Here is a 21,690-nt window from a genome sequence, read left to right on the forward strand (position 1 = left end):
TTGATTTTGGGAATTTCCCTGTTCCCGCATGGCAAACTTTCCCTTGCCACCCCACCCCTAACCCCCTATAGAGCGGCATCTTGCGGTCTCCCGGCGTTGTCGGGCGATTCGTATGTCTATCATTCATCCACCAGGTCAAAGGTGACCCGTGTACGGGGCCTTCTGGTGTTTTGAGCAAAGGAAAAAGGCGATGAACGCCCAAGAACTGCGTGACAAGACCCCTGATCAGCTCCGCGAGGAACTGGTCAACCTGAAGAAAGAAAGCTTTAACCTGCGCTTTCAACAGGCAACCGGTCAGCTGGAAAACACTGCTGGCATCAAAGCGGCCCGCCGCAACGCTGCCCGCGTCAAAACCATCCTGAACGAAAAGGCCGCTGCCGCGGCATCCGAGGAGTAATCAGATGCCCAAGCGTATCCTGCAAGGCACCGTGACCAGCGACGCCAACGAACAGACCATCACCGTGCTGGTCGAGCGCCGTTTCAAGCACCCGCTGCTGCACAAAACCGTTCGTAAGTCCAAGAAATACCGGGCTCATGACGAAAAGAACGCCTTCAAGGTCGGCGACTCTGTACGCATCATCGAATGCGCGCCGAAATCGAAGACGAAACGTTGGGAAGTTCTGGAAGCGTAAGCTTCCGGGATTTTTCATTTGTCGAAACCCTGGGGGATTTAATCAGACCAGCCCCCACAGGTCGGGAGAAACCACATGATCCAGATGCAGACCAATCTGGATGTCGCTGACAACTCTGGCGCACGCCGAGTTCAGTGCATCAAGGTCCTGGGTGGTTCCAAGCGTAAATACGCCTCCGTTGGCGACATCATTGTCGTCTCGGTGAAGGAAGCCATCCCGCGCGGCCGCGTAAAGAAAGGTGACGTCCGCAAGGCCGTCGTCGTACGCACCGCCAAAGAAGTCCGTCGCGAAGACGGCACCGCGATCCGTTTCGATCGCAACGCCGCCGTCATCCTGAACAACAACAACGAGCCCGTAGGTACCCGTATCTTTGGCCCCGTTGTTCGTGAACTGCGCGCGAAGAACTTCATGAAAATCATCTCGCTGGCTCCGGAGGTGCTGTAATTATGGCTGCTAAACTCCGCAAAGGCGACAAGGTCGTCGTGCTGTCCGGCAAGGACAAGGGCAAAGAGGGAACTATCACCTCGGTTGACCCCAAAGCCGGTAAAGCTGTGGTCGATGGCATCAACATCGCCATCCGCCACACCCGCCAGTCGCAAACCTCGCAAGGTGGTCGCCTGCCTCAGGCAAACCCGATCGAGCTGTCGAACCTGGCACTGCTGGACAAGAACGGCAAAGCAACCCGCGTTGGCTTCCGCATGGAAGGTGACAAGAAGGTGCGTTTCGCCAAGACCACAGGGGACGTGATCGATGCTTGATAACGCAACCTACACCCCGCGCCTGAAAGCGCAGTACGCCGAGACCATCCGTGCCGCTCTGAAAGAAGAGTTCGGCTACAAGAACGACATGCAGCTGCCCAAGCTGGAAAAAATCGTTCTGAACATCGGTTGTGGTGCTGAGGCCGTCAAAGACTCGAAGAAAGCGAAAGCTGCTGTCGAGGATCTGACTGCAATTGCCGGTCAACAGGCCGTTTCAACCAAGGCGAAGAAGTCGATCGCGGGTTTCCGCGTCCGGGAAGACATGCCGCTGGGTGCGAAAGTGACCCTGCGCGGTGACCGGATGTACGAATTCCTGGATCGTCTGATCACGATCGCAATGCCGCGCATTCGTGACTTCCGCGGTGTTAAGCCCTCTTTCGATGGTCGTGGCAACTTTGCCATGGGCATGAAAGAGCACATCGTGTTCCCGGAAATCGACTTCGACAAGGTCGACGAGGTCTGGGGCCTGGATATCGTAATTGCCACCACAGCGAAAACCGACGCTGAAGCAAAGGCACTGTTGAAAGCATTCAACATGCCGTTCAACGCGTAAGCGCCGGGAGGATTGAGACATGGCTAAAAAAGCAATGATCGAACGCGAGAAGAAGCGCGAACGCCTGGTGGCCAAATATGCCGCAAAGCGTGCCGAGCTGAAAGAAATCGCGAATGACGAGAGCAAGCCGATGGAAGAGCGTTTCAAAGCGCGTCTGAAACTGGCGAAACTGCCGCGCAACAGCTCGGCTACCCGTCTGCACAACCGTTGTCAGCTGACCGGTCGTCCCCACGCTTACTACCGTAAGCTGAAGGTCAGCCGTATCATGCTGCGCGAGCTGGGTTCTGCTGGTCAGATCCCCGGCATGGTGAAATCGAGCTGGTAAGGGAGACATAGATATGAATGATCCTATCGGCGATATGCTCACCCGTATCCGCAACGCGCAAATGCGCGGCAAGTCCACCGTATCCACTCCGGCGTCGAAGCTGCGTGTTTGGGTTCTGGACGTGCTGGCGGACGAAGGTTACATCCGTGGCTATGAAAAGACGACCGGTGAAAACGGTCATCCGGCCATCGAAATCAGCCTGAAATACTACGAAGGCACCCCTGTCATTCGCGAACTGAAGCGGGTTTCGAAACCCGGTCGCCGCGTATACATGGGCGTCAATGACATCCCGCAGGTCCGTCAGGGTCTGGGCGTGTCGATTGTCAGCACTCCGAAAGGTGTGATGTCGGACGCAAACGCTCGCTCCAACAATGTTGGCGGCGAAGTGCTCTGCACCGTCTTCTAAGGAGGTCTGCAATGTCTCGTATTGGTAAAAAACCGGTCGAGCTGCCCAGCGGCGTTACCGCCTCTGTGTCGGGTCAGACCATCGAAGTCAAAGGTCCGAAAGGCACCCGCAGCTTCACCGCCACCGACGACGTGACGCTGTCGGTTGAAGACAACGTGGTCAAGATCGACCCTCGCGGCATGTCCAAGCGTGCCCGCCAGCAGTGGGGCATGAGCCGCACCATGGTTGCCAACCTGGTAACCGGTGTGACCGAAGGCTTCAAAAAAGAGCTGGAGATTCAGGGTGTGGGTTACCGGGCGCAGATGCAGGGCAACACCCTGAAGCTGAACCTGGGCTATAGCCACGATGTTGATTTCACGGCTCCGGAAGGTGTCACCATCACCGCACCGAAGCAGACCGAAATCGTTGTGGAAGGTATCGACCAGCAGCTGGTGGGCGAAACCGCGGCCAAAATCCGCGAGTGGCGCCGCCCCGAGCCGTACAAAGGCAAGGGCATCCGCTATAAGGGCGAGTTCATCTTCCGCAAGGAAGGCAAGAAGAAGTAAGGACGCAGACAATGGCAAACAGCAAAAGAACCCTGTTTCTGAAGCGCCGCCTGCGCGTTCGGAACAAACTTCGCAAGGTCAACGCGGGTCGTCCGCGCCTGTCCGTACACCGTTCGAACAAGAACATCTCTGTTCAACTGATCGACGACGTACGTGGCGTGACTCTAGCCTCGGCCTCGACCCTGGAAAAAGATCTGGGTGTTGTTGGCAAGAACAACGTCGAAGCGGCGACGAAAGTCGGCGCGGCCATCGCCGAGCGTGCCAAGAAGGCAGGCGTCGAAGAGGCCTATTTCGATCGTGGCGGCTTCCTGTTCCACGGCAAAGTGAAGGCTGTCGCCGACGCTGCGCGTGAAGGTGGTCTGAAGATCTGATGGTGTGCCGGGCTTCAGCCCGGCACCCGGCACTTTGAAGGCGGGTCCGCCCGCCTCGATGATCGGGGAGCCCCGGAATGTCATTCGCGGGTTCACTTCGATTGAGTAATTGGCGCCGCGAGCGCCTCTAGAGGAAAAGGGATGCCAAATGGCAGAACGTGAAAACCGTCGGGGCCGTGGCCGCGACCGTGAAGAAACACCGGAATTTGCAGATCGCCTGGTCGCAATCAACCGCGTGTCGAAAACCGTAAAAGGTGGTAAGCGCTTTGGCTTCGCCGCTCTGGTGGTTGTCGGCGATCAGAAAGGCCGCGTTGGCTTTGGCAAGGGTAAAGCGAAAGAAGTACCTGAAGCCATCCGCAAGGCGACTGAGCAAGCCAAGCGTCAGATGATCCGCGTACAGCTGCGCGAAGGTCGGACCCTGCACCACGACATCGAGGGCCGTCACGGCGCCGGTAAAGTGGTTATGCGCGCTGCGCCTGAAGGTACCGGTATCATCGCCGGTGGTCCGATGCGTGCCGTGTTCGAAATGCTGGGCGTCAAGGACGTTGTGTCCAAGTCGCTGGGCTCGCAGAACCCGTACAACATGATCCGCGCCACCATCGACGGCCTGCAGAAAGAGCAGAGCCCGCGTTCGGTTGCCGCACGTCGTGGCAAAAAGGTTGCTGACATCCTGCCCAAGCGGGACGAAGCACCGGCTGCTGCTGAAGCAGAAGCATAAGGAGAGCACGTCATGGCAAAAACCATCGTCGTCAAACAGGTCGGTTCGCCGATCCGTCGCCCCGCCGAACAGCGCGCAACCCTGATCGGCCTGGGCCTGAACAAGATGCACAGAACCCGTGAGCTGGAGGATACTCCTTCGGTGCGCGGCATGATCCGCAAGATCCCGCATCTGGTAGAGATCATCGAAGAACGCGGCTAAGCCCGCAGCTTCGAAGACTTAGAAACGCCTCCGACCTCGGTCGGGGGCGTTTTTTGTTTAAGGGCTTGCCTGCCGGTGCCGTGAACTGATCCTCCGTCAATTCACCTTGAGCGCATGCCGCCTATGACTCGACGCATATAGTTCATGAATTGTGCGCGCTCAGGGTCATTCAAGACCTGTAATGCATCGGCATTCACGTTCTGAGCTGCCTCGTAGGCGCTGTTGCGAAGTGCTGCGGCCTTCTCGGTCAACCAAATCAATTGAGCCCTGGCGTCAGCAGGGTTCTTCGTTCTTTTGATCAAGCCATCACGTTCCATACGGTTAAGCGTGTTAGCCAATGTCGCCTGTTCGACGTCAATTTTGGTCAGCAGATCCTTTTGCGTCACACCGTCTTTGAGCCAGAGTTCCAGCAAGATTGGGAATTGTCCGACGACGATGCCAAAGGGCGCAATGCGTTGCTGCAACTCCTTTGCGAACAATCGTGCCATGTGATTAACCAGATACCCGGCCGAGTTTTCTTTTTCGAAGTCCATGTCCTGGATTTACACTTGAATAGCATGCTATGCAATTTTATATAGCTTGCTATATTTCAGAATCGAAGGGAACCGAAATGGCTCGTATCAAAGAGTTGGACACGATCGTCACGCTGGCAGATCAGATGCAGACCGAGGAAGGACCGGTGGTGCTGATCAACCTGTTTACGGTGGACGCCGAAGACGAAAAGGCGCTGCTTCGGGCATGGGCGCATGATGCGGATTTCATGAAATCGCAACCGGGATATATCTCGACCCAGCTCCATCAGGGTATCGCGGGCAGTTCGACCTTTGTGAACTACGCGATCTGGCAGAACGTGCAAAGCTTTCGCGACGCATTCACTCATCCCGAGTTCCAGCGTCGGATCGCGGACTATCCAGCAAGCGCAGTGGCCCGGCCACATCTTCTTCGCAAGCTCGCAGTCGAAAACCACTGCGTCGCCTGACCCTCATTTGGGAGTAGCAACATGTTAAGAACCATCCACCCCATCGCCGGAGTAGTAGGCTTTCTTACGATCCTCGTATTCTGGACATCCACTTTGTACAGTGAGCTATTTGCAAACCATGAGACCGTCGCGGCAGTAAAGTCCATGATCGTCAGCGGGCTCTTTGTTCTGGTGCCTGCAATGGTGATTGTCGGTGCATCCGGGGCGACACTTGGGCGTCGTCGAAAAGATGCCCCTGCGCTCGCCAAAAAGAAACGGATGCCGATCATTGCTATGAACGGGCTCATCGTCCTTGTTCCAGCCGCCGTCTACCTGAGCGCAAAGGCAAACGCGGGCTCGTTTGATACCAGCTTCTATATTGTACAGATCATCGAACTGATTGCCGGAGCGACCAATCTGACACTGATGGGGCTGAGCATACGTGATGGTCGGGCGATGGCCGCCCGCAATAAAACGCGCAAAAGAAATGAAAGCGGCGTGTGATTGACGTGGCCCACGACATGTATAGCCATTCAATAGATGCATATCGGCTAGACCAAAATCTGCGTTGTTAGCGATAGCAAACGCTCCTATCTCTGCCTTGTCCAATGAAGGAACTCAAAAGGAAACGTCAGGGAATACGCCCTGATACGAGAAAGGAATACAGAGATGACAACTGCGACACTGACCCATACCGGCTTCAACTTCGGCACCCGGATCGCTGACATGATCACACGGATCAAAACAGCCCGCGCTCGTGCTGCTGAGTATCAGCGCACCTATACCGAGTTGCAGCGTCTGAGCAACCGTGAGCTGGACGATGTCGGCATCCGCCGCTGCGACATCGCAGATATCGCGCACCGGCACGTATATTGCTCATAACCACGCACACAATTAAAACGACCCAAAGGCGCCTTAACGGCGCCTTTTCTATATCCGTTGCAGGCTCTGCCCCGCTTGCAGGCCGCTCAGAGGCCGCCAGAGGGTGCGATGGCTGTTGAGGCGGCCAATGAGCCCGAAACGTCAGAACCGCCCTGAGGCGACCGCTGGAGGGCGTGTGACCGCCCTACCCTGACGCGCGTCCCCAGCTTCGACGCCTGAAACGCAATCGGCCCCGGCGGAGTGATCCACCGGGGCCGTAAAGTGTCGCTGTAAGCGTCGAATCAGAGACCGGTGCTTACGTCGATTGTGTTACCCTCTTCCAGGGTCACATATGCTTTCTTGACGTCTTTCCGACGGCCCAACTGGCCGCGGAAGCGCTTGACCTTGCCTTTGGTCACGGTGGTGTTCACCGCCTTGACCTTCACACCAAACAGTGCCTCAACGGCCTCTTTGATCTGCGGCTTGTTGCTTTCGATCGCCACTTCAAAGACAACCGCGCCATTTTCGGACGCCATGGTCGACTTTTCGGTGATGATCGGCTTGCGGATCACGTCGTAGTGTTCTGCCTTCGCGCTCATTTCAGACGAGCCTCCAGTGCTTCGACAGCCGCTTTGGTGAGCACCAGGGTGTCACGCTTGAGGATGTCATAAACGTTTGCACCCATCGACGGCAGGATATCCAGACCTTCGATGTTACGCGACGCCTTCAGGAACCCTTCGTTCACGGTCGCGCCGTCGATGACCAGAGCGCGTTTCCAGCCCAGGTTTGCAACCTGTTTGGCCAGTGCGGCGGTCTTGCCTTCGGCTTCGGCGTTCTCGATCACAACCAGTTCACCTGCTTTGGCTTTGGCCGACAGAGCGTGGCGCAGGCCAAGCTTGCGGAACTTTTTCGGCAGGTCGTGGCCGTGCGAACGAGGGGTCGGGCCCTTGTAAACACCACCCTTGCGGAAGATCGGTGCGTTACGGTCACCATGGCGTGCGCCACCGGTGCCCTTCTGGCGATAGATCTTCTTGGTCGAGTAGCTGGTTTCCGAGCGGGTCTTGACCTTGTGGGTGCCGGCCTGCGCGTTGTTGCGCTGCCAACGGACCACACGGTGCAGGATGTCCGCGCGCGGCTCGAGGCCGAACAGGTCTGCATCCAGCTCGATGTCGCCGGCCTTGCCGCCGTCCAGTTTGATTACATCAAGTTTCATGCTTCACCACCTTCCGCGGATACTTCTTCCGCAGGTGCTTCGGTTGCAGCCGATTTCACAGCAGCCGGGAAAGGCAGGCCTTCCGGTGCTTTCTTCTTCACGGCGTCCTTGACGGTGACCCAGCCCGATTTCGGCCCAGGAACGGCGCCTTTGATGAAGACCAGACCACGGTCGGCGTCGGTTTTGACAACCTCGAGGTTCTGGGTGGTAACACGGGCAGCACCCATGTGACCGGCCATCTTCTTGCCTTTGAACACCTTGCCCGGGTCCTGACACTGACCGGTCGAGCCGTGCGAACGGTGGCTGATCGAAACACCGTGCGAGGCGCGCAGACCACCGAAGTTGTGGCGCTTCATCGCACCGGCAAAGCCTTTACCGATCGAGGTGCCCGAAACGTCAACCTTCTGACCGGCCAGGAAATGCTCTGCCGAGATTTCGGCACCCACTTCGATCAGGCCATCTTCGGAGACGCGGAACTCGGCCAGCTTGCGCTTGGGCTCGACCTTGGCAGCGGCATAGTGACCGCGCATGGCCTTCGAGGTGCGTTTTGCCTTGGCAGCACCAGCGCCCAGCTGAACGGCGGTGTAGCCGTCTTTTTCAGCGGTCCGCTGTGCAACGACCTGCAGGTTGTCCAGGTGAAGAACGGTCACAGGGATCTGCTTGCCGTCTTCCATGAACAGGCGGGTCATGCCAACTTTTTTTGCGATAATACCAGAGCGCATAATCTATACCCTCCGATCTTACGACTGCAGCTTGATCTCGACATCCACACCAGCAGCCAGGTCGAGCTTCATCAGCGCGTCCACGGTCTGGGGGGTCGGATCAACGATGTCGAGCAGACGCTTGTGCGTGCGGATCTCGAACTGGTCGCGGGATTTCTTGTCAACGTGAGGGCCACGGAGAACCGTGAACTTCTCGATCTTGTTCGGCAGCGGGATCGGGCCGCGCACATTCGCGCCGGTCCGCTTGGCAGTGTTGACGATCTCTTGCGTGCTGGCATCCAGAACGCGATAGTCAAATGCCTTCAGCCGAATACGGATATTTTGGCTTTGCATAGTAACAGCCTTTTATCAGGCGTTGAGGTTGAGAGGAGGACAGACGCGCATCGCCAACCCTCATCGAACCCAAAAGGCGGGAATCATCCCGCCTTGATGTTCTTGTTGAGAACCTGCGCGTATTAGTGGGGTTGGCGGGGTTTGACAAGGGGCAAACGTCACAAAGAACACCGTTTTATTCGCCGCCAGACACGCCATTGGTTAGCCATGCGTCTTCTACCTTCATCCCTTGGTAAACCGCATGCAGATACAGATGGGCAATCACAGGATCATTTGAGAACGGCGAGTAATCCAATTTGCCCTCTCGGACACCCACTTCGGCTTCATAAACAATCTCGTCGCCCTTCACGGTTACAAGCACTTCTAATTCCGCCAGTGTTTCTGGGTCAACGGATGTGGGGTCGTCTGACAGGATCACGAAATCCGCAACTTTGCCAACCTCAATGGACCCCTTTTCATCTTCCTCGAAATGCTGCCAAGCGGGCCAGATTGTCATGGCTTTCAAGGCAGTCATAACATCGACCCTTTGATGCGGCCCCAAAATATCTCCAGAGCGTGTGCGTCTAGTAACCGTCGCAGCAAGAACACGCATGCTATCTGGAAAGGCCACCGGGGCATCGTGGTGTGTGCCAAACATCATGTCCCGCTCGAGCAGCCATCCTGTGGGTGAGATATTGTCTGCATTGACCGGCCCAACGGTGTGATCACGATGCCAATCCCCCCAGTAAAACGTGTGCATCGGGAAAAGCGATGGGAATACGCCGAGGCGTTTAAAACTCGCAACCTGATCCTCTCTTAGAAACTGACCGTGGATCAGAACCGGACGATTCCCCGGGTCGCCATACTTCATCTGTGCCTCTTCGAGAGCTGCTATCAGCATGTCAGAAGCCCCTTCCCCGTTAGAGTGCACAAGGATTTGGAACCCATTTTCGTAACACCAATTAACGGCGTCCTGTAGCTGCTCCATCGTAATAGCAGCATACCCTGAATAACCGGCGGAGTAGCTTCCGACTGGATCATAATAGGGCCGATCCCTCAAAGCCGTGAAACCCTGAGGCGAGCCGTCAATCGTTAGCTTGCAGCCCCCGACCCGAACCCGGTCGTCGTAGTTCTTGGAGGTGTTTGCACCTATATATTCCCTAGCCTCAAGAACATCCGGGAAGGCTACCACGTCAATTGGGAGCCCATCTTCGGCGGCAACTTTCTTGAGAACGTCAACAATTTCTCCTGAGGTTCGGCCTTCTTGTCCGGTCGTGTATCCAAACTGTGCCCAAAGTTCGGTTCCAGCTTTGGCAAATGCCGCCAGGCCTTCTTCACCCAGATTTCCCAACATGGGCACAAGGACCGAAAAGAACGCATACTCTTCCAGAACACCGTTTGGCTCACCGGCGTCATCGCGTTGAATCACTCCGCCCGGAGGGGCTTTTGAAGCGGCTGTGATGCCTGCCAACTCTAGAGCTTTCGAGTTTGCTACTCCCAAATGCCCGGACTGATGAACGATAACGACCGGCAAGTCCTCAGACACAATGTCCAGTTCTTGTCGCGTAGGGTGGCGCAGTTCCTTTAATTGAGCATTGTCGTAACCAAAGCCGATGATCATTTTGACCTGTTCAACGGCTTGCGCATTTTCGTCGGCCCAGTCAGTCAACGTGGCTTGCAGACTGGCGATATCAACGACTTTCCCATCAGGCGGCGCAAGAAGGTTGGCGGACAATGCCTGCAACCCCCCCATGACCACATGACCGTGGCTATCTACAAAACCCGGAAGCATCGCGCGGCCTTCCAGGTCAAACGTTTCGGTTTCTTCACCGCGATGCATCGACAAATCAGACAACGACCCCACAGCAAGAACGCGTCCGTCTTTGACTGCGACCGCTTCAGCGGACGGAGCCTTATCGTTCATCGTTAACACAGGCCCTCCGAGATAAATCCTGTCCGCGATCTGCTGTGCGGACGCTGATGTGGATAAATAAACAAGTGCAGCAACTAGACCAACTGAACGCGCCAATAAGTGCATGCTGTGACCTCTTTCTAATTGTGATGCCTCAATATGAGAGAAGTAGCATTACAATCAGCTTAGGCAAAAACGAAAAAAGGGCGTCCCGAGGGAAGCCCTTTTCGTTGGTTCATTCGCTTGTGCGAATTATTCAGTAATCTTCGACACGACGCCGGCGCCGACGGTGCGGCCGCCTTCGCGGATGGCGAAGCGCAGGCCCTGCTCCATCGCGATCGGTGCGATCAGTTCAACGCCGAACGACACGTTGTCGCCGGGCATGACCATCTCGGTGCCTTCCGCCAGGGTCACGGTGCCGGTCACGTCAGTGGTCCGGAAGTAGAACTGAGGACGGTAGTTCGCGAAGAACGGCGTGTGACGGCCGCCTTCTTCCTTGGTCAGGATGTAGGCTTCGGCTTCGAACTTGGTGTGCGGTGTCACCGAACCCGGCTTACACAGAACCTGGCCACGCTCAACGCCGTCACGGTCCACACCACGCAGCAGGGCGCCGATGTTGTCGCCCGCTTCACCGCGGTCCAGCAGCTTGCGGAACATTTCAACGCCGGTGCAGGTGGTTTTCGCGGTGTCACGGATGCCGACGATTTCGATCTCGTCGCCAACGTTGATCACGCCACGCTCGACACGGCCGGTCACAACGGTACCACGGCCCGAGATCGAGAACACGTCTTCGATCGGCATCAGGAACGGCTGGTCAACAGCACGCTCGGGGGTGTCGATGTAGTCATCAACAGCCGCCATCAGCTCGCGGATCTTGTTCTCGCCGATTTCAGGGTCACGGCCTTCCATCGCGGCCAGAGCCGAACCTGCGATGATCGGAATATCGTCGCCGGGGTATTCATACGAAGACAGCAGCTCGCGGATTTCCATTTCCACCAGTTCCAGCAGCTCTTCGTCGTCAACCTGGTCAACTTTGTTCATGAACACGACCATCTTCGGGATGCCAACCTGGCGGCCCAGCAGGATGTGCTCGCGGGTCTGCGGCATCGGGCCGTCCGCGGCGTTCACAACCAGGATCGCGCCGTCCATCTGAGCAGCACCGGTGATCATGTTCTTGACGTAGTCGGCGTGGCCGGGGCAGTCGACATGCGCATAGTGGCGCGCGTCGGTCTCGTATTCCACATGCGCGGTCGAGATGGTGATGCCGCGGGCTTTCTCTTCCGGCGCGCCGTCAATCTGGTCATACGCCTTGAAGTCACCGAAATACTTGGTGATTGCTGCGGTCAGCGTCGTCTTGCCGTGGTCAACATGCCCAATCGTGCCGATGTTGACGTGCGGCTTATTACGCTCAAACTTTTCCTTTGCCATGATGGCCTCCTTTTTCTGTAATGAAGGGAGCCCCGGAACGGCGCTCCCTCAAATCGTCGCTTATGCGTATTTCGCCTGGATCTCGTCCGAGATGTTCTGCGGAACCGGATCGTAGTGGTCGAACTGCATGGTGAACTGGGCGCGGCCCGACGACATCGAACGCAGGGTGTTGATGTAGCCGAACATGTTCGCCAGCGGAACAAACGCATCGATCGCGATCGCGTTGCCGCGCGGTTCCTGACCAGACACCTGGCCCCGACGCGAGGTCAGGTCGCCGATGATACCGCCGGTATATTCTTCCGGGGTGATCACTTCGACCTTCATGATCGGTTCCAGCAGCTTCGCGCCAGCTTTGCGCATGCCTTCACGCATACACATACGGGCCGCGATTTCGAACGCCAGAACGCTCGAGTCAACGTCGTGGAACTTACCGTCCAGCAGGGCAACCTTGAAGTCGATCACCGGGAAGCCAGCCAGAGGGCCGCTGTCCATGACCGAGTTGATGCCTTTTTCAACACCGGGGATGTATTCCTTCGGAACGGCACCACCAACGATGCGGCTTTCGAACGAGTAACCTTCGCCTGCCTCGGTGGGCTGGATCTCCAGCTTGACTTCGGCGAACTGACCCGAACCACCCGACTGTTTCTTGTGGGTGTAGGTGTGTTCGACCGGCATCGAGATGGTTTCACGATAAGCCACCTGAGGCGCACCGATGTTGGCTTCGACCTTGAACTCGCGCTTGAGACGGTCCACCAGGATGTCCAGGTGAAGTTCGCCCATGCCCTTCATGATGGTCTGACCCGATTCCAGGTCGGTTTCCACGCGGAAGGACGGGTCTTCGGCGGCCAGACGGGCCAGACCCTGAGACATCTTTTCCTGGTCGCCCTTGGTTTTGGGCTCGACCGCGATCTCGATCACCGGATCGGGGAAGGTCATGGTTTCCAGAACCACCGGATCCTTCGCATCGCACAGAGTGTCACCGGTGGTGGTGTCTTTCAGACCCGCCAGCGCGATGATGTCGCCTGCAAACGCTTCTTCGATCTCTTCCCGGTTGTTGGAGTGCATCATCATCATACGACCGATGCGCTCTTTCTTGCCTTTGGTCGAGTTCAGGATCGAGTCGCCCTTGTTCATGGTGCCCGAGTAAACGCGGGTGAAGGTCAGCGAACCAACGAAGGGGTCGTTCATGATTTTGAACGCCAGACCCGAGAAGGCCATGTCGTCATCGGCACGACGTGCGATGTTACGAACTTCTTCCTCGTCGCCGGGTTTGAAGCCCATGTAATCAACAACGTCCAGCGGGCTGGGCAGATAGTCGATCACAGCGTTGAGCAGCGGCTGAACGCCTTTGTTCTTGAACGCCGAGCCACCCAGAACGGGAACGAAATGCAGCGCCAGCGTGCCTTTGCGCAGCAGTTTGCGCAGGGTCGGAACGTCGGGCTCTTCGCCTTCCAGATAGGCCATCATCGCGTCGTCGTCTTCTTCGACGGCCGCTTCGATCATCTTGCCGCGCCATTCGTCAGCCATGTCTTTCAGGCTGTCGCGGATCGGAGCTTTGACCCAGCTTGCACCAAGGTCTTCGCCCTGCCACAGCCACTCTTCCATGGTGACCAGATCAACCAGGCCTTCCAGCTCGGTTTCGGCACCGATCGGAATACCAACCGGAACAGCGCGTGCGCCGGTACGGTCTTCGATCATGCGAACGCAGTTGAAGAAGTCTGCGCCGATCTTGTCCATCTTGTTGACGAAAACCATACGCGGAACCTTGTAGCGGTCAGCCTGACGCCACACAGTTTCGGTCTGGGGTTCAACACCGGCGTTTGCGTCCAGAACGCAGACGGCACCGTCGAGAACCGCCAGCGAGCGTTCGACTTCGATGGTGAAGTCAACGTGGCCCGGGGTGTCGATGATGTTCAGGCGGTGCTTGGGGGTATCGGCGGTCTGACCGTCTTCGGTGCGTTCCCAGAAGGTGGTGGTCGCAGCCGAAGTGATGGTGATGCCGCGTTCCTGCTCCTGCTCCATCCAGTCCATGGTGGCTGCACCATCGTGCACCTCACCGATGTTGTGGGATTTACCAGTGTAATACAGGATACGCTCCGAGCAGGTGGTCTTACCTGCGTCGATGTGCGCCATGATACCGAAGTTACGGTATAGTTCGAGCGGATATTCGCGTGCCATTTGGATAAGCCTCTGGGATTACCAACGGTAATGGCTGAAGGCTTTGTTCGCCTCGGCCATCTTGTGGGTGTCTTCGCGCTTCTTCACGGCGGTACCGCGGGACTGTACAGCGTCCAGCAGTTCACCGGCGAGGCGTTCTTCCATGGTGTTTTCATTGCGGCCGCGCGCAGCGGTGATCAGCCAGCGGATGGCCAGTGCTTCGCGGCGCTCGGGGCGGACTTCGACCGGAACCTGATAGGTTGCACCACCAACCCGGCGCGAGCGAACCTCGACCGACGGTTTGATGTTGTCGAGTGCTTCGTGGAACACTTCGACGGGCGCGCGCTTGATCTTGTTCTCAACGCGGTCAAACGCGTTGTAGACGATGCGCTCGGCGACCGACTTCTTGCCGTCGATCATCAGGTTGTTCATGAATTTGGTCAGAACCTTATCGCCAAACTTGGCGTCAGGCAGGACTTCGCGTTTTTCGGCGGCGTGACGACGTGACATATCAGCCTCTCCTTCTTACTTGGGACGCTTCGCGCCGTATTTCGAACGGCGTTGCTTACGGTCTTTGACGCCCTGAGTATCCAGAACACCGCGCAGGATGTGGTAACGCACACCGGGAAGGTCTTTCACACGGCCGCCACGGATCAGAACAACCGAGTGTTCCTGAAGGTTGTGGCTTTCACCGGGGATGTACGAGATGACCTCGAACCCGTTTGTCAGGCGCACCTTGGCAACCTTACGCATAGCCGAGTTCGGTTTCTTCGGTGTGGTGGTGTAAACACGTGTGCAGACGCCGCGTTTCTGCGGGCACTGCTCCAGGTGCATAGACTTCGAGCGTTTTACTTTGGGCTGCCGCGGTTTGCGGATCAGCTGTTGAATAGTTGGCATTCCGGTTTCTTCCCCGTTTTGCAACACACATGACATGCACGCGGGCTGCGTGCGGCTAACTTCGCTGCGCTTATGCGTCCACAAGCGCAAAACCCACGAGCGTTCCCATTCCGAGGTGAACGTCGCGGTTGTTTCTCAGAGGGCGCGAACTGCAAAATTGTCCGGGCCTTGACCAGCTCATTACTGGAATCGGCTATGGGGCGGCCCCCGGCACCGAGATGACGCGCGTAATAGGGGGAGTCGGCCCGAGTGTCAACACCACGATACCGGTTGCCCGGCAATTGGCTGATCCGGGCCGTGCCGATATGGGTGCGCAGGCTCAACCGGGTTCATAAAACCGCCCTGCACCAGAAGCGCCAATGTTGAGCTGAACCCGCAACCGGAGGCCGGGTTTCGCCTTCGGATAACCAGTGTTCAGAGCTTTGTCACGCAGGTTCACGCCGCTTCCCGACGCGCGCGTTCCCGGAACAGCGTAAACAGTCCGGCGGCTACGATCAGTGTCGCACCCAGCATGGTCAGGCCGTCAGGCCATTCATCGAATACGGCCCAGCCCAACCCCAGGGCCCAGATCAGGCTGGAATAGCGAAACGGCGCGATGAACCCGACATCGCCCTGACGCATGACCATGACGCTGAACAGATAGCCCATCAGGACGAACACGGCCGCCGCTGCAACCAAAGAACCCGCAGCGCCGGAAACCGGAACCCATCCTTCGAACACCGAAGCAATCGCGGCGGCCACCGTGATGGAAAGAGACGTCGCCAGTGTCACCACCATTGACGGAACCTGGGGCGACATGCGTCGCGTCACCAGATCGCGAACCGTGATCGAAGCCACTGCGATCAGCGCGTAGATGGAATACAGGCTGAAGCCGTCAGGTCCGGGCCTGACGATCAGAACCATGCCGCCAAAACCAATGGCAATCGCCAATATGCGCCGCCAGCCGACCTGTTCGGAAAAGACCAGCGCCGCGCCCAGCGTCACGGTCAGAGGCAGCGCCTGCAGAATGGCCGTCACATTGGCAAGCGGCATGTTCTTGAGCGCTGTCAGGAAAAAGAAGGTAGCCGACAGTTCGGCCAGACTGCGCAGCGCAACCAGCCACCGGTCGTGGTGTGAGAAATTGAGGTGCAGCGCCCCCAGATAGCGGGCAAGACCATAGACAAGGAAAACGGCCAGAACGCCCCGCATGGCCACGAGTTGGAACAATGGCAGTTCCCGAAGCGCGACCTTGACCAAAGTGTCGTTCAGGGTGAAGGCCGCCATGCTGCCCATCATCAGCAAGGCACCTTTGGTGTTTGGGTTCATGTCAGATTTGGCCCTGCGCAGAGTGATCGGGCCATTGGCCCAATCGGACAGCCGCCTGTCAACGCATCAAATCAGATCAGCGCAAGAATTACGCTCCGACGCGTTGGGAGCGGGTCGAAAACGCCTTCTGAGCCCCTATCAGAGACCAGAGACCCGACCACCTCCGATCCCTTCCACAGCCACCCCGGCGCTGAGCATGTGCGTTGCGATCAACCCGCCGGACATGTCCAGAACGCCAAGCTGGTTGCCGTTCTGAAGCGCAACATAAAGCTCGCGGCGTTTGGAATTGATGCCAAGGCCAAAGCGTTCGATCTGCACCGCTGCGCCGACCGATGGATTGGTCGCCCGGATTGTCCTAAGCACCGTGCCGTTCAAATCCACCTCGGCGATCAGGCGATTGCGGATGAACAGCACATAAAACGTGCCGGTCGTTTCATCAAAGGCCAGCCCGCCAATCGGCCCTTGCGGTTGGCTGAGGGTTATGTTGCGCACAAATTGCCCGTCGCGGGTCAGTTCCGCGATCATCACCCCGTTCGGATGGTCGAGGAACAGATGCCCGTCGCTTCCCCGAACGGCCAACCCGCATTCTTTGATGGGAAACTCGTCAGGTGTGATGCCACCGCATCCGGCCGGAACCCGCTGTGCCGCAAAGGTACGCAGGACACGGCCATTTCGGTCAAGCTCCTGTAGCTGGGTACCGGGAAGATTGCGCAGGAAGATCCGCCGTCGCGGCTCATCATATGCCAGCCCGACGATCGAGCCGGATATCGGGATCAGGCGCGTCGTGCCGTTCGGGATCACGATCTCACGCGATGGCTGGCCCGGTGGCATCCCCACATAGGCATAGTCCGTGCAGGCGGCCATCAGGCCCAGACCGAAAACCGAAAATACGCGCGACAACTTTGTGACAGCTCTCATCATCCACCCCCGTCACCTGTGTGAACTCATGGCGGATGGTAGCACAGTTTAGGCTAAACCAGAAAAACCCTACTGTTATTGCAGGTCTCATACGGCGAGCGCGATATTCCAGTGGTCTGGAACCGCCTTAAGCGTGGTGCGCGTTTCAGCCCTGCAAATACGAAAGGCCCCGCGAAATCGCGGGGCCTTCCTAAACTTGTCAATCGGGCGATTACTCGCGGCTTTCGGGTGTTTCCACCAGAACGTCCAGCTCATCCCCGACCAGATCATCATCCATGATCGGCGCAGCCAGGGCAGCGGCCGCTTCGGCCTCTTCCCGGCGGGCTTCGATCACCACATTGTCGCGCGACTGGGCGATGTGGCGGACGGCCTGAGTTGCCCCACCGGTACCGGCGGGGATCAGGCGACCAACGATGACGTTCTCTTTCAGGCCGACCAGCTTGTCCTTTTTGCCCTGCACGGACGCTTCGGTCAGTACGCGGGTGGTTTCCTGGAACGACGCCGCCGAGATGAACGAACGCGTCTGCAACGAAGCCTTGGTGATCCCCAGAAGGATCGGCTCGCCCTGTGCCGGACGACCACCGCGGGCGATGGTCTTTTCGTTGGCTGCGTCGAACTCCTGCTTGTCGACATGTTCGCCTTTCAGCAGGGTGGTGTCGCCTGAATCCAGGATCTCCCACTTCTGCAGCATCTGGCGCACGATGACTTCGATGTGCTTGTCGTTGATCTTCACGCCTTGCAGACGATACACGTCCTGCACTTCGTCGATCATGTAGTTCGCCAGCGCCTCGACACCCATGATGGACAGGATGTCATGCGGGGCCGGGTTACCGTCCATGATGTAGTCGCCCTTCTGAACGAAGTCGCCTTCGACAACAGGGATGTGCTTGCCCTTGGGTACCATGTACTCGATGGGTTCCAGCGACTCGTCAGCCGGTTCGATGCTGATGCGGCGCTTGTTCTTGTAGTCGCGGCCAAAGCGCACGTAACCATCAGCTTCTGCGATGATCGCGTGATCTTTCGGACGGCGGGCTTCGAACAGTTCGGCCACACGCGGCAGACCACCGGTGATGTCCTTGGTCTTGGCACCTTCACGCGGAATACGCGCAACAACGTCACCGGCTTCGATCTTCTGGCCATCTTCGACCGACAGGATCGCATCCACCGACATCGGATAGTGAACCGGGTTGCCCGCATCGTTGCGGACCGGTTCGCCATCGTCACCGACCAGAATGATCTCGGGCTTGAGGTCGCTGCCACGGGGGGCGGCGCGCCAGTCGATCACGATCTTCTGGGTCATGCCGGTTGCTTCGTCGGTCTCGTCACGGACGGCAAGGCCCGAAACCAGATCGACGTATTTGGTGGTACCGGCTTTCTCGGCGATGATCGGCAGGGTGTAGGGATCCCATTCGAACAGCTTGTCGCCGCGGGCCACCTTGGTGCCTTCCTTGACGAACAGCTTGGAGCCGTAGCCCAGCTTGTGGCTGGCGCGCTCTTCGCCGTGATCGTCCTTGATCACCAGCTTCATGTTGCGGCCCATGACAAGGCTTTCGCCTGCGGCATTGACCAGGATCTGCGGGTTCTCGAAGGATACGACGCCAGCCTGGCTGGCTTCCTGGAACGACTGCTGACCACCTTGCGCAACACCACCGATGTGGAAGGTCCGCATCGTCAGCTGTGTACCGGGTTCACCGATGGACTGGGCGGCGATGATGCCGACAGCCTCACCCGTGTTCACCATGGTACCGCGAGCAAGGTCACGACCGTAGCAGGTGGCACAGACGCCTTCCTCAGACTCGCAGGTCAGAGGTGAGCGGATGCGGGTCGACTGAACGCCCGCTTCGTCGATGGTGTCTGCCATACGTTCGTCGATCAGCTGACCAGCCGCAACAAGCACCTCATCCGTACCCGGACGCAGGATATCGTCAGCCGCCACACGGCCCAGGATACGCTCGGCCAGCGAGGCGACAACCTCACCGTCGTTGACTGCGGCTTCGGCCGTGATTGCGCGTTCGGTGCCACAATCGATCTCACGAACGATGCAGTCCTGCGCCACGTCCACCAGACGACGGGTCAGGTAACCCGAGTTCGCCGTCTTCAGAGCGGTATCCGACAGACCCTTACGGGCACCGTGGGTCGAGTTGAAGTATTCAAGAACGGTCAGACCTTCCTTGAAGTTCGAGATGATCGGCGTCTCGATGATGTCACCGTTCGGCTTGGCCATCAGGCCGCGCATACCGCCCAGCTGTTTCATCTGAGTGACCGAGCCCCGCGCACCGGAGTGGGCCATCATGTAGACCGAGTTCGGTTCCATGTCAGACCCGTCTTCGGCCTTGGCGACGTTCGAGATGGTGCTCATCATCGCCTCGGTCACACGGTCGTTACACTTCGACCAGGCATCGACAACCTTGTTGTACTTTTCGCCCTGAGTGATCAGGCCGTCCATGTACTGCTGTTCGAAGTCTTTCACCTGATCGCGGGTGTCATCAACGATGCCCCATTTGTCGTCTGGAATGACCATGTCGTCCTTGCCGAACGAGATGCCCGCCCTGAACGCTTCTTTGAAGCCCATCGACATGATCTGGTCACAGAAGATAACCGACTCTTTCTGACCGCAGTAGCGGTAGACGGTGTCGATAACCTGCTGCACTTCTTTCTTCCGCAGCAGGCGGTTGACCAGATCGAACGGTGCCTTGTTGTTCATCGGCAGCAGGGCACCCAGACGCAGACGGCCCGGAGTGGTTTCATAGCGCTTCTGAACTTCGTTGCCTTCTTCGTCGATCTGCGTGATCCGCGCGGTGATTTTGGTGTGCAAATGCACCTCACCCGCATCCAGCGCGTGCTGAACTTCGTCGATCGAACCAAAGACCTTGCCTTCGCCCGGCATGCCCGCACGTTCCAGCGACACATAGTACAGACCCAGGATCATGTCCTGCGACGGAACGATGATCGGCGCGCCGTTTGCAGGCGACAGAACGTTGTTCGTCGACATCATCAGAACACGGGCTTCCAGCTGTGCCTCAAGGCTCAGCGGGACGTGAACGGCCATCTGGTCGCCGTCGAAGTCGGCGTTGAAGGCCGAACAGACCAGCGGGTGCAGCTGGATCGCTTTGCCTTCGATCAGGACCGGTTCGAACGCCTGAATGCCAAGACGGTGCAGTGTCGGCGCACGGTTCAGCATGACAGGGTGTTCGCGGATCACCTCGTCGAGGATATCCCAAACTTCGGGACGCTCTTTCTCGACCAGTTTCTTCGCCTGTTTCACGGTCGAAGACAGACCTTTGGCTTCAAGGCGCGAGTAGATGAACGGCTTGAACAGCTCCAACGCCATCTTCTTGGGCAGACCACACTGGTGCAGCTTAAGCTCCGGTCCGGTCACGATGACCGAACGGCCCGAGAAGTCGACGCGTTTCCCCAGAAGGTTCTGACGGAAGCGACCCTGCTTGCCTTTCAGCATGTCCGACAGCGATTTCAGCGGACGCTTGTTGGCGCCGGTGATCACCCGGCCACGACGGCCGTTGTCAAACAGGGCGTCAACGGATTCCTGCAACATCCGCTTTTCGTTGCGGACGATGATGTCAGGCGCGCGCAGTTCGATCAGACGTTTCAGACGGTTGTTCCGGTTGATCACGCGGCGATAAAGATCGTTCAGATCCGACGTCGCGAAACGGCCACCATCCAGCGGAACCAGCGGACGCAGTTCCGGCGGGATGACCGGGATCACGGTCATGACCATCCATTCGGGACGGTTGCCCGACTCGAGGAAGGATTCAACAACCTTCAGACGCTTGATGATCTTCTTGGGCTTCAACTCGCCTGTGGCTTCGGCCAGATCAGCGCGCAGCTGCTCGGCTTCGGCTTCCAGATCGATCTGGGCCAGCATCTCACGGATGGCTTCGGCACCGATATTGGCGGTGAACGCGTCCATGCCAAAGGCATCCTGCGCATCCATATACTCTTCTTCGGTCAGCATCTGGCCGTAGGTCAGGTCGGTCAGACCGGGCTCGATGACGACGTAGTTTTCAAAGTACAGAACGCGTTCCAGATCGCGCAGCGTCATGTCCAGCATCAGACCGATGCGGGACGGCAGCGATTTCAGGAACCAGATATGTGCAACGGGCGCGGCCAGTTCGATGTGGCCCATACGCTCGCGGCGGACTTTCTGCAGAGTGACTTCCACACCGCATTTCTCGCAGACAACGCCGCGATACTTCATCCGCTTATATTTGCCGCACAGACATTCGTAATCTTTGATCGGGCCAAAGATACGCGCGCAGAACAGACCGTCGCGTTCAGGCTTGAACGTCCGGTAGTTGATGGTTTCAGGTTTCTTGATCTCGCCATAGGACCAAGACAGGATCCGCTCGGGCGACGCCAGCGAGACCTTGATCTCGTCGAAAACCTTCGGGGGCGTCAGCGGGTTGAACGGGTTGTTGGTGATTTCCTGGTTCATCTCTTTACCTCAGAGTTAGAGGGTGCGGGGGTCACGCAAAGCCGG

General features: G+C 57.8%; 27 protein-coding genes. 14 read left to right on the forward strand and 13 right to left on the reverse strand.

The genetic code is table 11. From position 1 onward, the window contains the following. Nucleotides 1-190: 190 nt before the first annotated feature. The 11 genes from rpmC (at nucleotide 191) to rpmD (ending at nucleotide 4,509) form a co-directional block, all read left to right on the forward strand. The gene (gene rpmC, locus ACR0D9_RS11285) at nucleotides 191-397 is read left to right on the forward strand and encodes a 50S ribosomal protein L29 (protein WP_209505847.1); all 207 of its coding nucleotides are present in this window, start codon (nucleotides 191-193) and stop codon (nucleotides 395-397) included. A 4-nt stretch (nucleotides 398-401) separates the two neighbouring features. Next, on the forward strand, nucleotides 402-632 hold the full coding sequence (gene rpsQ / locus ACR0D9_RS11290; RefSeq protein WP_209505845.1) for a 30S ribosomal protein S17: 231 nt from the start codon (nucleotides 402-404) through the stop codon (nucleotides 630-632). 75 nt (nucleotides 633-707) lie between these two features. Beyond that, nucleotides 708-1,076: a 50S ribosomal protein L14 gene (gene rplN, locus ACR0D9_RS11295; RefSeq protein WP_005621870.1), complete on the forward strand. Its 369-nt coding sequence runs from the start codon at nucleotides 708-710 to the stop codon at nucleotides 1,074-1,076. A 2-nt stretch (nucleotides 1,077-1,078) separates the two neighbouring features. After that, on the forward strand, nucleotides 1,079-1,390 hold the full coding sequence (gene rplX / locus ACR0D9_RS11300; RefSeq protein ID WP_480474055.1) for a 50S ribosomal protein L24: 312 nt from the start codon (nucleotides 1,079-1,081) through the stop codon (nucleotides 1,388-1,390). Then, nucleotides 1,383-1,943, forward strand: a complete 561-nt coding sequence (gene rplE, locus ACR0D9_RS11305; RefSeq protein ID WP_480484777.1) for a 50S ribosomal protein L5 — start codon at nucleotides 1,383-1,385, stop codon at nucleotides 1,941-1,943. The genes rplX and rplE overlap by 8 nt, the downstream gene beginning before the upstream one ends. 19 nt (nucleotides 1,944-1,962) lie before the next feature. Beyond that, complete coding sequence (gene rpsN / locus ACR0D9_RS11310; RefSeq protein WP_142639784.1) at nucleotides 1,963-2,268, forward strand: 30S ribosomal protein S14; 306 nt, start codon at nucleotides 1,963-1,965, stop codon at nucleotides 2,266-2,268. A 13-nt stretch (nucleotides 2,269-2,281) separates the two neighbouring features. Further along, nucleotides 2,282-2,674 carry a 30S ribosomal protein S8 gene (gene rpsH / locus ACR0D9_RS11315; RefSeq protein ID WP_209505841.1) on the forward strand — a complete coding sequence of 131 codons (393 nt, stop codon included), beginning with the start codon at nucleotides 2,282-2,284 and terminating at the stop codon, nucleotides 2,672-2,674. An 11-nt stretch (nucleotides 2,675-2,685) separates the two neighbouring features. Further along, complete coding sequence (gene rplF, locus ACR0D9_RS11320) at nucleotides 2,686-3,219, forward strand: 50S ribosomal protein L6 (protein WP_039523384.1); 534 nt, start codon at nucleotides 2,686-2,688, stop codon at nucleotides 3,217-3,219. Nucleotides 3,220-3,230: 11 nt separating this feature from the next. Further along, a complete protein-coding gene (rplR, locus tag ACR0D9_RS11325) occupies nucleotides 3,231-3,590 on the forward strand; it encodes a 50S ribosomal protein L18 (RefSeq protein ID WP_010437103.1) in 360 nt (119 codons plus the stop codon). A 148-nt stretch (nucleotides 3,591-3,738) separates the two neighbouring features. Next, nucleotides 3,739-4,308, forward strand: coding sequence for a 30S ribosomal protein S5 (gene rpsE / locus ACR0D9_RS11330; protein WP_480474056.1), 570 nt, complete (start codon nucleotides 3,739-3,741; stop codon nucleotides 4,306-4,308). Between the two features lie 12 nt (nucleotides 4,309-4,320). After that, nucleotides 4,321-4,509, forward strand: a complete 189-nt coding sequence (gene rpmD / locus ACR0D9_RS11335; protein ID WP_267364815.1) for a 50S ribosomal protein L30 — start codon at nucleotides 4,321-4,323, stop codon at nucleotides 4,507-4,509. Between the two features lie 101 nt (nucleotides 4,510-4,610). Here rpmD and ACR0D9_RS11340 read toward each other — a convergent pair whose 3' ends face one another. Next, on the reverse strand, nucleotides 4,611-5,042 hold the full coding sequence (locus tag ACR0D9_RS11340; protein ID WP_267364814.1) for a MarR family winged helix-turn-helix transcriptional regulator: 432 nt from the start codon (nucleotides 5,040-5,042) through the stop codon (nucleotides 4,611-4,613). A gap of 77 nt (nucleotides 5,043-5,119) precedes the next feature. Between ACR0D9_RS11340 and ACR0D9_RS11345 the strand changes: the two genes are divergently transcribed. The 3 genes from ACR0D9_RS11345 to ACR0D9_RS11355 all read left to right on the forward strand — a co-directional run bounded on the left by ACR0D9_RS11345 (nucleotide 5,120) and on the right by ACR0D9_RS11355 (nucleotide 6,349). Continuing rightward, a complete protein-coding gene (locus tag ACR0D9_RS11345) occupies nucleotides 5,120-5,488 on the forward strand; it encodes an antibiotic biosynthesis monooxygenase family protein (RefSeq protein ID WP_171638091.1) in 369 nt (122 codons plus the stop codon). A 21-nt stretch (nucleotides 5,489-5,509) separates the two neighbouring features. Continuing rightward, the gene (locus ACR0D9_RS11350; RefSeq protein WP_480484780.1) at nucleotides 5,510-5,971 is read left to right on the forward strand and encodes a hypothetical protein; all 462 of its coding nucleotides are present in this window, start codon (nucleotides 5,510-5,512) and stop codon (nucleotides 5,969-5,971) included. Between the two features lie 165 nt (nucleotides 5,972-6,136). Beyond that, nucleotides 6,137-6,349 (forward strand): DUF1127 domain-containing protein, encoded by a 213-nt coding sequence (locus tag ACR0D9_RS11355; protein ID WP_480538832.1) that lies wholly within the window; start codon nucleotides 6,137-6,139, stop codon nucleotides 6,347-6,349. 281 nt (nucleotides 6,350-6,630) lie between these two features. On the opposite strand, the gene ACR0D9_RS11360 is transcribed toward ACR0D9_RS11355, so the two are convergent. From ACR0D9_RS11360 to rpoC, 12 genes are all read right to left on the reverse strand, one after another. Next, entirely contained in the window at nucleotides 6,631-6,927 is a 297-nt protein-coding gene (locus tag ACR0D9_RS11360) for a 50S ribosomal protein L23 (RefSeq protein ID WP_170609990.1), read from the reverse strand. Next, on the reverse strand, nucleotides 6,924-7,541 hold the full coding sequence (gene rplD / locus ACR0D9_RS11365) for a 50S ribosomal protein L4 (protein WP_480474058.1): 618 nt from the start codon (nucleotides 7,539-7,541) through the stop codon (nucleotides 6,924-6,926). The genes ACR0D9_RS11360 and rplD overlap by 4 nt, the downstream gene beginning before the upstream one ends. After that, nucleotides 7,538-8,263 (reverse strand): 50S ribosomal protein L3, encoded by a 726-nt coding sequence (gene rplC / locus ACR0D9_RS11370; RefSeq protein ID WP_171638102.1) that lies wholly within the window; start codon nucleotides 8,261-8,263, stop codon nucleotides 7,538-7,540. Before rplC ends, rplD begins: the two co-directional genes overlap by 4 nt. Before the next feature lie 18 nt (nucleotides 8,264-8,281). After that, complete coding sequence (gene rpsJ, locus ACR0D9_RS11375; RefSeq protein WP_008756422.1) at nucleotides 8,282-8,596, reverse strand: 30S ribosomal protein S10; 315 nt, start codon at nucleotides 8,594-8,596, stop codon at nucleotides 8,282-8,284. Between the two features lie 175 nt (nucleotides 8,597-8,771). Continuing rightward, complete coding sequence (locus tag ACR0D9_RS11380; protein WP_480484782.1) at nucleotides 8,772-10,499, reverse strand: amidohydrolase; 1,728 nt, start codon at nucleotides 10,497-10,499, stop codon at nucleotides 8,772-8,774. A 240-nt stretch (nucleotides 10,500-10,739) separates the two neighbouring features. Beyond that, nucleotides 10,740-11,915, reverse strand: a complete 1,176-nt coding sequence (gene tuf / locus ACR0D9_RS11385) for an elongation factor Tu (protein ID WP_480538834.1) — start codon at nucleotides 11,913-11,915, stop codon at nucleotides 10,740-10,742. A 60-nt stretch (nucleotides 11,916-11,975) separates the two neighbouring features. Continuing rightward, nucleotides 11,976-14,093, reverse strand: coding sequence for an elongation factor G (gene fusA / locus ACR0D9_RS11390; protein WP_480484702.1), 2,118 nt, complete (start codon nucleotides 14,091-14,093; stop codon nucleotides 11,976-11,978). 18 nt (nucleotides 14,094-14,111) lie between these two features. Next, nucleotides 14,112-14,582, reverse strand: a complete 471-nt coding sequence (rpsG, locus tag ACR0D9_RS11395) for a 30S ribosomal protein S7 (protein WP_039529242.1) — start codon at nucleotides 14,580-14,582, stop codon at nucleotides 14,112-14,114. A 15-nt stretch (nucleotides 14,583-14,597) separates the two neighbouring features. Next, the gene (gene rpsL, locus ACR0D9_RS11400; RefSeq protein WP_005621086.1) at nucleotides 14,598-14,969 is read right to left on the reverse strand and encodes a 30S ribosomal protein S12; all 372 of its coding nucleotides are present in this window, start codon (nucleotides 14,967-14,969) and stop codon (nucleotides 14,598-14,600) included. 435 nt (nucleotides 14,970-15,404) lie between these two features. Next, entirely contained in the window at nucleotides 15,405-16,274 is an 870-nt protein-coding gene (locus ACR0D9_RS11405; RefSeq protein WP_480538836.1) for a DMT family transporter, read from the reverse strand. Nucleotides 16,275-16,412: 138 nt separating this feature from the next. Then, a complete protein-coding gene (locus tag ACR0D9_RS11410) occupies nucleotides 16,413-17,192 on the reverse strand; it encodes a hypothetical protein (protein ID WP_480508591.1) in 780 nt (259 codons plus the stop codon). Between the two features lie 211 nt (nucleotides 17,193-17,403). Continuing rightward, a complete protein-coding gene (gene rpoC / locus ACR0D9_RS11415) occupies nucleotides 17,404-21,645 on the reverse strand; it encodes a DNA-directed RNA polymerase subunit beta' (protein ID WP_480488900.1) in 4,242 nt (1,413 codons plus the stop codon). Between the last annotated feature and the right edge of the window lie 45 nt (nucleotides 21,646-21,690).

The sequence above is a fragment of the Ruegeria sp. AK11 genome (assembly GCF_056541095.1).

Excerpts from the sequence above, each read along its gene's own strand:
- rpmC (WP_209505847.1), top strand. The coding sequence starts at position 191 with ATGAACGCCCAAGAACTGCGTGACAAGACCCCTGATCAGCTCCGCGAG.
- rpsQ (WP_209505845.1), top strand. The coding sequence starts at position 402 with ATGCCCAAGCGTATCCTGCAAGGCACCGTGACCAGCGACGCCAACGAA.
- rplN (WP_005621870.1), top strand. The coding sequence starts at position 708 with ATGATCCAGATGCAGACCAATCTGGATGTCGCTGACAACTCTGGCGCA.
- rplX (WP_480474055.1), top strand. The coding sequence starts at position 1,079 with ATGGCTGCTAAACTCCGCAAAGGCGACAAGGTCGTCGTGCTGTCCGGC.
- rplE (WP_480484777.1), top strand. The coding sequence starts at position 1,383 with ATGCTTGATAACGCAACCTACACCCCGCGCCTGAAAGCGCAGTACGCC.
- rpsN (WP_142639784.1), top strand. The coding sequence starts at position 1,963 with ATGGCTAAAAAAGCAATGATCGAACGCGAGAAGAAGCGCGAACGCCTG.
- rpsH (WP_209505841.1), top strand. The coding sequence starts at position 2,282 with ATGAATGATCCTATCGGCGATATGCTCACCCGTATCCGCAACGCGCAA.
- rplF (WP_039523384.1), top strand. The coding sequence starts at position 2,686 with ATGTCTCGTATTGGTAAAAAACCGGTCGAGCTGCCCAGCGGCGTTACC.
- rplR (WP_010437103.1), top strand. The coding sequence starts at position 3,231 with ATGGCAAACAGCAAAAGAACCCTGTTTCTGAAGCGCCGCCTGCGCGTT.
- rpsE (WP_480474056.1), top strand. The coding sequence starts at position 3,739 with ATGGCAGAACGTGAAAACCGTCGGGGCCGTGGCCGCGACCGTGAAGAA.
- rpmD (WP_267364815.1), top strand. The coding sequence starts at position 4,321 with ATGGCAAAAACCATCGTCGTCAAACAGGTCGGTTCGCCGATCCGTCGC.
- ACR0D9_RS11340 (WP_267364814.1), bottom strand. The coding sequence starts at position 5,042 with ATGGACTTCGAAAAAGAAAACTCGGCCGGGTATCTGGTTAATCACATG.
- ACR0D9_RS11345 (WP_171638091.1), top strand. The coding sequence starts at position 5,120 with ATGGCTCGTATCAAAGAGTTGGACACGATCGTCACGCTGGCAGATCAG.
- ACR0D9_RS11350 (WP_480484780.1), top strand. The coding sequence starts at position 5,510 with ATGTTAAGAACCATCCACCCCATCGCCGGAGTAGTAGGCTTTCTTACG.
- ACR0D9_RS11355 (WP_480538832.1), top strand. The coding sequence starts at position 6,137 with ATGACAACTGCGACACTGACCCATACCGGCTTCAACTTCGGCACCCGG.
- ACR0D9_RS11360 (WP_170609990.1), bottom strand. The coding sequence starts at position 6,927 with ATGAGCGCGAAGGCAGAACACTACGACGTGATCCGCAAGCCGATCATC.
- rplD (WP_480474058.1), bottom strand. The coding sequence starts at position 7,541 with ATGAAACTTGATGTAATCAAACTGGACGGCGGCAAGGCCGGCGACATC.
- rplC (WP_171638102.1), bottom strand. The coding sequence starts at position 8,263 with ATGCGCTCTGGTATTATCGCAAAAAAAGTTGGCATGACCCGCCTGTTC.
- rpsJ (WP_008756422.1), bottom strand. The coding sequence starts at position 8,596 with ATGCAAAGCCAAAATATCCGTATTCGGCTGAAGGCATTTGACTATCGC.
- ACR0D9_RS11380 (WP_480484782.1), bottom strand. The coding sequence starts at position 10,499 with ATGAACGATAAGGCTCCGTCCGCTGAAGCGGTCGCAGTCAAAGACGGA.
- tuf (WP_480538834.1), bottom strand. The coding sequence starts at position 11,915 with ATGGCAAAGGAAAAGTTTGAGCGTAATAAGCCGCACGTCAACATCGGC.
- fusA (WP_480484702.1), bottom strand. The coding sequence starts at position 14,093 with ATGGCACGCGAATATCCGCTCGAACTATACCGTAACTTCGGTATCATG.
- rpsG (WP_039529242.1), bottom strand. The coding sequence starts at position 14,582 with ATGTCACGTCGTCACGCCGCCGAAAAACGCGAAGTCCTGCCTGACGCC.
- rpsL (WP_005621086.1), bottom strand. The coding sequence starts at position 14,969 with ATGCCAACTATTCAACAGCTGATCCGCAAACCGCGGCAGCCCAAAGTA.
- ACR0D9_RS11405 (WP_480538836.1), bottom strand. The coding sequence starts at position 16,274 with ATGAACCCAAACACCAAAGGTGCCTTGCTGATGATGGGCAGCATGGCG.
- ACR0D9_RS11410 (WP_480508591.1), bottom strand. The coding sequence starts at position 17,192 with ATGAGAGCTGTCACAAAGTTGTCGCGCGTATTTTCGGTTTTCGGTCTG.
- rpoC (WP_480488900.1), bottom strand. The coding sequence starts at position 21,645 with ATGAACCAGGAAATCACCAACAACCCGTTCAACCCGCTGACGCCCCCG.